An 8,709-nucleotide genomic window follows, 5' to 3' on the forward strand; every position below is an offset into this window, starting at 1 on the left:
ATATGGAAAACGTACTTCCTTTTCCCGGAACGGAAGCAACCTTGATATAACCGCCCTCGCCGGATATGATCTGTCGGGCAAGGTATAAGCCGATGCCCACACCTTCTTGTTTCTGCACACTATTTGAGCGGTAAAAGCGAGCAAATATCTTCGCTTGCTCATTTTCCGGGATGCCTGAACCGGTATCCGATATATCGATCCTTGCAAACATTTCATAGCTTACGGCAGAAATAGTAATGGTGCCATGCTCTGTATATTTGATGGCGTTGTCTACGATATTAGCCAGCGCTTCCGCTGTCCATTTGAAGTCGAATACAGCAAAAGCATCGGTATCCTGCATTTGCAAAGACAATCCTTTTTCAGAAGCCTTGGCAGTATATTGTTCTACCACATTTTCAAGCAGCGGCTGCAGCGCTGCTTGCTGAGGGGCGAGTGAAATGATCCCATTTTCCAGTCTGGAAAGCTTTACGAGAGAATCGATCAGAAATCGCAGCTTTTCCGCTTGCTTGTACAGCGCCTCCACATTTGCCTTCGCCGATGCAGGCAGAGTTTCCTCCATCAAAAGCTCGCTGTATAACAGCAGGTTTGCAATCGGCGTTTTTGTCTGGTGGGAGATATCCGCAATCAAGGTTTTGATTTTGTCTTTTTCCTGCGCTACATTTCGAGAAGATGCTTCTGCGGCAGAAAGATAGTGTGCAAACTTTGTTTCCAATGCAGACAGCTGGCTTTCATCAAAATTGGTTTCAGAAAAGGAGCCGGTCATGGCAGCGTCCAGCATCCTTTCGATTTCTTCCATCGTTTTTCTGGTCTTTCTCCGCTCCCATAATACAACAGCTATCGCCGCCAGAAAACATAGCAGTATGATCACAATGCCGGTTTTATTCATCTTTTGTCACCCAGCTATAACCGATTCCGTAGATGGTTTTAATGTATTTCTGTGCGCCAAGCTTATCCCTCAGACGCTTGATCGTAACAGACAAAGCATTTTCATCCACATATTCTGCGCCATCTGTCCAGATCCGGTCGACAAGGTCTCCACGAGTCATGGTTCGACCACGGTTTTCAACAAGCAGACGCAGTAATTTTTGTTCTGTTTTACTCAATTCCACTTTTGAATCTCCCACATAAAAGGTCATAGCCTCAAAGTCAAAGTGAAATAGATCCATATGGAACGGCGCATTTTTATGGCTTGACGCTTGCTTTCGCAGTTGGGTATTCACCCTTGCCCGCAAAACCGAAAGAGAAAAGGGCTTGGTAATGTAATCATCAGCGCCCCGCTCCAGTCCGTCTACGATATCCAGATCGGTGTCATTGGCAGTCAGCAGAATAACAGGAACTCCGGGCAGGTTTTCCTTGACCTCCCGAAGCAGCTCAAGCCCGCTGCCATCCGGCAGATTGATATCCAACAGGATCAGGGATACACCGCCGCAAAGCAGCTGCTCCTTCGCCGTTTTTAGGTCTTGGCAGGAAATGATCTGCCGAGCATCTGCTTTCAGCGCTTTGCATAAGCCTTGATTCAAACCGATATCATCTTCAATAATCAATAATTGTTCCATGTATCTCACACCTTCGTTATTCAAATGCCACCATCTGATCTTTGATACAAATACTCATGACTTCTGCCACTCCTCAAGATTCTTTCTGATGCGGTCGAGGCATTCCTCAAACCGGGTAATTTCTTCCTTTGAAAAACCTTTGTAGTAAATACTGCCCATCTCATCAGATACAGAATCGTACTCGCCCTTTAAGGCATGTGCTTTCTCAGTCAGAAACAGGAGTGTTTTCCTTTTGTCCGTTTCAGACTGAACACGGCTTATCAGCCCTTGATTTTCCATTCTTTCCAGCATCGTAGTAAGAGATGTTATCGCTAATCCGCATTTAGTCGAGAGTGACCTGATTGAGATACCATCCTCCTGCCACAGCACATAAAGAATACGCCCTTGGGCTCCATTAAACGCATCAATATTCTTTTCACTGAGAATCCTCTCGAAAATCCGGTCTCCAAGCTGTTTTATTTTGGTGACAAGAAATCCTCCATTCATTTCCATGCAAAAGCTCCTATATGGTAGTTTGTTAAAAACATACTATATAGGAGCTTTGTTGTCAAGAGTTTATATGTCTTAATAGGTAAATTCCGTTTTTTTCAATTCTCCAAACTGGAATTTTTCCTATATAAATAATCCTATCATTCCCGTTTGATTTTTTCAAGTAGTTCTAATAATGCACGCTATTTCAACCGATAACAAGGTCGGCGCTTTTCCACTGAAGATCTGCTTCTGAGAAAACATATCAGCAATCGTGGGCATTCTCATCGCGTTCATAAGCAAAATCCAAAGGCAGGAAATCATTCACATTTCGTTCCTATATTATACCACTTTTTGAGACTATTTGCATTATGCGGTATTGCCTTAGATTTTTAGCTCGAAAAGGCAAAAACGCTGAATACAATTTCAGTGAAATCGCATTCAGCGTTTTTGCTAGTCGAATCCAAGTTAGTGCATCCAGATATTATTTTCCAAATCTTTGGGGCAGTCGCACTCTGAAATCATGTATTTGTGCCATGGTACAATAGGCATTAGCTCGTTATACTTTTACCCTTTGCAGGTGTTCAGCATTCTAATCAAGCACCGTAAAATTCATCGGCGAGGTCACTCATTGCCGTATAGAGGTCGCCGCTGCCGCCGTAAATAGCATTAAAGTCCAGCGAAATGACCTTCTTGTTCTTGATCGCGCTGATGTCCTGCAATGCCGCATTATCATACAGCGACTGGATCATTTCATCCATGTCCGGGCCACCCTCATAGTCAAACAGAACGATGACTTCGGGATCTTCTGCAATGATCGTTTCAATGCTGACCTGCGAACCATCGCAGTCCTCGTTGATGTTGTCCAGACCAATCATCGCAAAGGCTTCGTTCTGCAAACTTTCCGTAGCAGCCGAGCCAAAGACCGGCATACCGTCCTCGATCCAAGAAACCTCAGCCATCTTGGTGGTCTTGCCTGCCCAGCGCTCATCACTCTGGAGTGCTGCCACATAATCCTGATAGTAGGCTTTCAGCTCGGCAGCCTTGTCCTGCACATTGAAAATTACGCCTAAGTTGTCGATGTCGGTCAGGAAAGACTGGAAGTTAGCGCCGGTCTCGCCTACATGGGTAATATAGCTGGCAATACCTGCCGAGGCCAGTTCTTCCGTGGTGCCTACACCGTAGTCACCATCCACAAACAGGTCGCCGCGGCCAGCAACAAAATCCGGATCTACTCCCAGCACAGCCTCTTTGGAGGCGTAGCCCTCTGCAATGACGGGCACAGCATTGAACTGCTCAGCCACATCCTCCGGGGCAGGGCCATAGACTGCGGCCACGCCAACCAACTTATCGGCGAGCCCCAGACGAATCAACAAATTGGCGGTGCCCTGGTTGTTCGCCACCACGCGCTGAGGTTCTGCTGTGTACTCTGTGGTGACAGGGGTCCAAGTCGCGCCGTCAGACGAAACGGTGTAGGTATCCGCGCTGACAGGGTAATAGCTGTCCTCTGCCACTTCCGGGGAAGCTGTTTCTTCTGGGGCGACCGCCTCAGAAGATGCCGATTCGGAAGAGGTTTCGGATGCAGAAGCACCGCATCCGGCCAGCAGCGCGGCACTCAGTACCAAGCAGGTGCCTGCCGTCATCATGTTTTTGAATTTCATATACATTTCCTTTCCCATTATTCAGGCTTTCGTAACCTGATTGTAAGAATTTCCCTGCAAAAAAACTGTTTTCTTTTTGCGGGAAGTATGCTATAATCTCGGTTAGCCTTAACTAATCTTCACGGCTTGTTACTATACCATACTTTCGCGGAGGTGTCAACCGGAAAATTGAAGAAAAAAACGGAAACCAAAAAACTGATTTATATTCCAGCTTTGCTTGCATTGCTGGTACTTAGTATTCTGCTTTCGGCATCCACCGGGCAGGTGGAGATACCGCTTTCGGATACCTTCAAAATTCTGATGGAGCGTCTTTTTCATGTAAAATTAGCAGGTTATGCAGAGATCCCATCTGCCTATTTCAATGTTGTGTGGATGATACGCTTTCCGCGCGCACTGATTGCTGCTGCCGTAGGCATCGGCCTTTCGCTGTGCGGCATTGTCATGCAGGCCGCGGTGGAAAACCCTCTGGCTGACCCCTATATTCTGGGTATTTCGTCAGGTGCAACACTGGGCGCTACTTTTGCACTGATGGTTGGTGTCGGCACCCTGCCGCTTATCGGGCAGGCAAGCGTATCGGTCTGCGCTTTTGCCGGGGCGCTGCTTGCTTCTTTTCTGGTATTGTTTTTTGCCAATATCGGCGGTCATGCCACGGGTGCCAAGCTGGTGCTGTCCGGTACGGTCATAAACTCGATGTTTTCGGCTTTTTCCAATATCATGATCTACTTTGCCAACAATGCACAGGCATTGCAGAACATTACTTTCTGGATCATGGGCAGCACGGCTTCTGCCACATGGTCAAAAGTGCCGGCTATTTTGGTGATTGTGGCGTTGACCGCCCTGTTTTTCCTGACCCAAAGCAACACCTTGAATCTGATGCTGATGGGCGAAGAAGCCGCCACCACGCTGGGCATCAACCTTACTTTCTGGCGTAGAGTCTATCTGATTATTGCCAGCCTGATCACCGGTATTCTGGTCTCCGGCTGCGGCATGATCGGCTTTGTCGGCTTGGTGATCCCCCACATTTCCAGAGCAATCTTTGGTGCCAACCATCGTGTACTGACTCCCTACACCATCCTGTTCGGCGGCATTTTTATGGTGCTCACCGACCTGCTCTCCCGGTCGCTGGTCAGCGGTTCCGAAGTGCCGGTGGGTATTATCACTGCTGCGCTTGGTGCGCCGGTGTTCCTATATATGCTGCTGAAAAAAGATTACGGCTTTGGAGGTAAATAAGTTGGAGCTTGCTGTAAAAGATGTCCATGTGACGCTGGGCAAAGCCAAGATCGTAAACGGCGTCAGCCTCCATGTAGGCGAGCGGCAGAGTGTAGGCATCATCGGGCCAAACGGCTGCGGAAAATCCACCTTGCTGAAAGCCATCTACCGGGTCAACCCCATTGATTCCGGCGAGGTTTTGCTGAACGGTCAAAATGTTACTAAGATGAGCCCCAAAGAGGCTGCCCGACACATTGCCGTTGTAGGGCAGTTCAATGAACTTGCTTTTGATTTTTCCGTGCAGGATATGGTGCTTATGGGGCGTTCGCCCCACAAAAAGATGATGGAGGGCTATTCCGAAGCCGACTACAAGTTGGTGGAGGATACGCTGCGCAAGACCGAGCTATACCCTTTGCGGCAGCGCAGTTATCTCTCGCTTTCCGGCGGCGAAAAGCAGCGGGTGATTTTGGCCCGCGCTATCGTACAGCAGCCGGAATTACTGATTCTGGATGAACCCACCAACCACCTTGATATTAAATTTCAGTTTGAAGTGTTGAATCTTGTAAAAGATTTGAACATTTCCACCCTATGTGTACTGCACAATATCGAATTGAGCGCCCGCTACTGCGACTATCTCTATGCCATGAAGCAGGGGCGCATCGTGGCAGAGGGTGCGCCCAACAAGTTGATTACCAAGGAGACCATCCGCACCATTTATGACGTAGAGAGCGAAATCTACACAAATCCCATCACGCAAGATCTCGCCGTAGCTTTTCTTCCCACAAGGCGCAAATAGTAAAAACGTTGAACGAAATTTCAATGAAATTGCGTTCAACGTTTTTGTTTGTCAATTCCAAATTAGTGCATCCAGATATTATTTTCCAAATCTTTCAGCCGTGCTTTAAAATCGTGTATTTGTGCTTGGGTATTATTGCCATCAGGAAAACTCGGCAAGTAGTCCTCTCCTGCCTCGTGAAAGCCGACAATGCCATATAAACCCGCCATTTGAGACACTTTCACCAACGTGTGATAGTCATAGTCGTTCGCGCTAATATAAAGATTCATCGCCAGACCTCTTCCATATTACTCGTCTTATTGTATGGTGGATGGAAAAATTGATATGCCCAGGGTCAACGCCATCGCATTTGACCCCTACACCCACGGCTATTATAAAGTCACCGAGCGTGTGGGCGAAGCGTTCCGAGATGGCTTAAAGCTGAAAAAGTAAGGTGTGCAGAAAAGGAGCTTTCGCATAAGCGAAGGCTCCTTCTTAAAATATGTGGATTTCACAAATTCCGATTTGTATGCCTACATTAGTGCATCCAAATGTTGTTTTCCAAATCGCGCAGCCGACCTTTATAATCGTTGATGAGAGCCTCAGCATTTTCGCCATCCGGGAAAGTTACCAGATAGCCGTCCCCTGCCTCGTGAAAGCCGATGATTCCGGCAAGCCCAGCCATCTCCGACACTTTCAGCAGGGTGTGGTAGTCATATTCGGCGGCGCTGATGTACAAGTCCATAGGAGAAACCCTCGCGTTTCAAAGATATAGCCCTATTATAGCGACATTCTTTCATAAATGCAAAGAAAATGCTGTATCGTCCAGAATCGTAAGATACAGCATTGCTTTTTTATATGTAATGGTCCTTTAGCCTAATTTGTTGTCTGGCCTTAACCGAGCGATTGCTCTGGCATGGTCTAAGGCGCAGTGGTGTGCGGGATGCTTCCCGCGTTTGTTTTGATTACGAGACTTATTATAGCGGCGACTTGTGTGTAGAATTTAAAAGCTGTTTGAACGATTTTGAAATTCAATTTGAATAATTTATGACGTGGGGTGATGCCATGAAAGATATTAAAGAAAAGCCAACCGAGCATATGCCGAGAAGCAATGCAACCGGGAAAATCCCGAAAGCTGCGCTGAAAAACGCATGGACAGAGGCTAAGGAAAAAAGCCGAACTAAGCTGCGAGAAAGCACCTCTGCGCAGGGGGCTGGCGATTATACCACAGCCAACGACACCGGTGGGATGCTGGCCGACACATCCTATTCAGCTATCAAGAAAAACACCGATTTCAACGTGCAGCAAGGGCGCAGGTTTACCCGCAAGCAAATTGAAAAATATAAGGAGCGCCGCGCCGCAGAACAAACCGAAACCACCCGCGCCCACACCGCCAGTGAGCGCGGTGTCAGCCCGAAACAGGCTGGGCACGACACGCTGACCGATGCAGAGCAGCGCTCGCGCCGTGGGGCGGATTTGCCCCGCCAGCGAGCAAAAGAAAAAGCCGTCACCGCCAAGACCGTGCCGCGCGATATTCGCGGTGTGACCCAAAGTCAGCGCCAACTGCGAACCGCCGCAAATGAAACTGTGTGGAGCATAACAACCCAAGCACAAATGCAGACCCGTACCCGTCAAGTGCAGCTTGCTATCCAGAAAGCCGCCAGCAGCACCCGCAAGACGGCTGTGGCGGTGCGCTCGGCAATACGGCATTTTCTTGTCGGCCTGCACAGTCTTGTCGCGGCCATTGCTGCAGGGATTAGCGTGGCACTCAGCATTATTATTGTCATCAGCCTTGTGGCCTTTGTGTCCGGCTCGGCCTATGGCATCTTTTTTGCCGCCAATGCGCCCAACACCGACACAATTACCGTGCAACAGGCAGTAGAAACACTGACAGCAGAATACCGCGACAGGCTGGAAGAAATCTCCGACACCGTACAGCATGACCGCCAAGACATTACAGCCAACGATGACGTGTACTACATTCGTTGGCAAGATGTCCTGGCGGTCTTTTCTTCGTATGTTTCAGGAAATGAACAAGGCGCACCCGTTGCGGCACTGACAGAGGAGCAGGTAGATAAACTGCGGGAAACTATGTGGGCGATGAATGCGGTGGATTGTTCCACCCACCCGGAGACTACCACAATAGAAACCACCGATGAGGACGGAAACCCGACCACCACAGAGATAACTGAAACCGTCCTTGCTATTGAGCTGACCCACAAAACACCCGATGAGATGGCGGCAGATTATCATTTCACCACCCGTCAGAACACCTATCTGCAACTTTTACAAGACCCGCAGTACGAGGAACTGTGGGCAGAACTGCTCGGTGGTTTTGCGCAGGGCGGCGGTGAACTTATGACCCCGGACAGCACCCGCACCCCGACAGGCACCCTGCAATGGCCGCTGCCTGTCGCGGGTACGATTACTTCTCAATTTGGTCACCGCGTGGACCCCATCACCGGCGAGGTCAGCTCCCACACCGGCACTGACATTGCCTGCGCCGAGGGTACGCCGATCCTCGCTGCCGCAGACGGCATCGTCACCGTTGCCAACGGTCTTGACAGTTGGGGCGGTAGCTACGGCTACTACATCCAAATCGACCACGGCGGCGGGCTGGAAACGCTGTACGCCCACTGTTCGTCCATCTGCGTCATTACCGGTCAGCAGGTGCAGGTCGGGCAGGTCATCGGCTATGTGGGTCACACCGGGCGGGCAACAGGAAACCACTTACATTTTGAAGTTCATATTAATGGCGTTCGTAGGGATGCGGAGACTTACTTTACTATATAGCAAATATTTGAGACTGAGAATCTTAAATGTGACCCTCACAAACAAAACGCTGCCTGCCGTGATCCTGCCGAGGCTTAACGAACAGCAGCGGGAAATCTACACCGTTATGCAGCAGCTCAAGGGCAACAAACCCTATCTGTGGGAAGGAATTTCAACGGCGGCGAAGATACCGGCCCCAGCTATGAGATACCCGGCGAGGCGCTGGATGACCCGGCTTTTGCGGCGCTCATGGAAGAAGCCACAAAGT

9 protein-coding genes and 1 pseudogene are annotated in these 8,709 nt (G+C 49.1%); 4 read left to right on the plus strand and 6 right to left on the minus strand.

The window, feature by feature from the left end; translation table 11 throughout:
* The 4 genes from B5D32_RS13800 to B5D32_RS13815 form a co-directional block, all read right to left on the minus strand.
* On the minus strand, positions 1–886 hold an 886-nt coding region (locus tag B5D32_RS13800; RefSeq protein ID WP_078785554.1), incomplete at its 3' end, for a sensor histidine kinase.
* Entirely contained in the window at positions 879–1,556 is a 678-nt protein-coding gene (locus B5D32_RS13805) for a response regulator transcription factor (protein WP_078785555.1), read from the minus strand. The genes B5D32_RS13800 and B5D32_RS13805, both read right to left, overlap by 8 nt.
* A gap of 54 nt (positions 1,557–1,610) precedes the next feature.
* Positions 1,611–2,048 (minus strand): radical SAM mobile pair system MarR family transcriptional regulator, encoded by a 438-nt coding sequence (locus B5D32_RS13810; protein ID WP_078785556.1) that lies wholly within the window; start codon positions 2,046–2,048, stop codon positions 1,611–1,613.
* A 572-nt stretch (positions 2,049–2,620) separates the two neighbouring features.
* Positions 2,621–3,685: an ABC transporter substrate-binding protein gene (locus B5D32_RS13815; RefSeq protein ID WP_159447067.1), complete on the minus strand. Its 1,065-nt coding sequence runs from the start codon at positions 3,683–3,685 to the stop codon at positions 2,621–2,623.
* A 168-nt stretch (positions 3,686–3,853) separates the two neighbouring features.
* Between B5D32_RS13815 and B5D32_RS13820 the strand changes: the two genes are divergently transcribed.
* Together B5D32_RS13820 and B5D32_RS13825 are read left to right on the plus strand one after the other, a co-directional pair.
* Entirely contained in the window at positions 3,854–4,915 is a 1,062-nt protein-coding gene (locus B5D32_RS13820) for a FecCD family ABC transporter permease (RefSeq protein WP_143402783.1), read from the plus strand.
* Position 4,916: 1 nt separating this feature from the next.
* Complete coding sequence (locus B5D32_RS13825) at positions 4,917–5,690, plus strand: ABC transporter ATP-binding protein (protein WP_078785559.1); 774 nt, start codon at positions 4,917–4,919, stop codon at positions 5,688–5,690.
* A 62-nt stretch (positions 5,691–5,752) separates the two neighbouring features.
* Here the strand turns inward: B5D32_RS13825 and B5D32_RS13830 are convergent, their stop codons facing one another.
* Together B5D32_RS13830 and B5D32_RS13840 are read right to left on the minus strand one after the other, a co-directional pair.
* Positions 5,753–5,959: a hypothetical protein gene (locus B5D32_RS13830; RefSeq protein WP_078785560.1), complete on the minus strand. Its 207-nt coding sequence runs from the start codon at positions 5,957–5,959 to the stop codon at positions 5,753–5,755.
* A 248-nt stretch (positions 5,960–6,207) separates the two neighbouring features.
* Complete coding sequence (locus tag B5D32_RS13840; protein WP_078785561.1) at positions 6,208–6,414, minus strand: hypothetical protein; 207 nt, start codon at positions 6,412–6,414, stop codon at positions 6,208–6,210.
* Between the two features lie 320 nt (positions 6,415–6,734).
* Between B5D32_RS13840 and B5D32_RS15640 the strand changes: the two genes are divergently transcribed.
* Positions 6,735–8,462 (plus strand): M23 family metallopeptidase, encoded by a 1,728-nt coding sequence (locus tag B5D32_RS15640; RefSeq protein ID WP_242943476.1) that lies wholly within the window; start codon positions 6,735–6,737, stop codon positions 8,460–8,462.
* A gap of 19 nt (positions 8,463–8,481) precedes the next feature.
* Positions 8,482–8,709: pseudogene (locus B5D32_RS15645) on the plus strand (NlpC/P60 family protein); the annotation flags it as partial.

This window comes from Gemmiger formicilis (assembly GCF_900167555.1).
Taxonomy (GTDB): Bacteria; Bacillota; Clostridia; order Oscillospirales; family Ruminococcaceae; genus Gemmiger; species Gemmiger formicilis.

Excerpts from the sequence above, each read along its gene's own strand:
- B5D32_RS13805 (WP_078785555.1), bottom strand. The coding sequence starts at position 1,556 with ATGGAACAATTATTGATTATTGAAGATGATATCGGTTTGAATCAAGGC.
- B5D32_RS13810 (WP_078785556.1), bottom strand. The coding sequence starts at position 2,048 with ATGGAAATGAATGGAGGATTTCTTGTCACCAAAATAAAACAGCTTGGA.
- B5D32_RS13815 (WP_159447067.1), bottom strand. The coding sequence starts at position 3,685 with ATGAAATTCAAAAACATGATGACGGCAGGCACCTGCTTGGTACTGAGT.
- B5D32_RS13830 (WP_078785560.1), bottom strand. The coding sequence starts at position 5,959 with ATGAATCTTTATATTAGCGCGAACGACTATGACTATCACACGTTGGTG.
- B5D32_RS13840 (WP_078785561.1), bottom strand. The coding sequence starts at position 6,414 with ATGGACTTGTACATCAGCGCCGCCGAATATGACTACCACACCCTGCTG.
- B5D32_RS15640 (WP_242943476.1), top strand. The coding sequence starts at position 6,735 with ATGAAAGATATTAAAGAAAAGCCAACCGAGCATATGCCGAGAAGCAAT.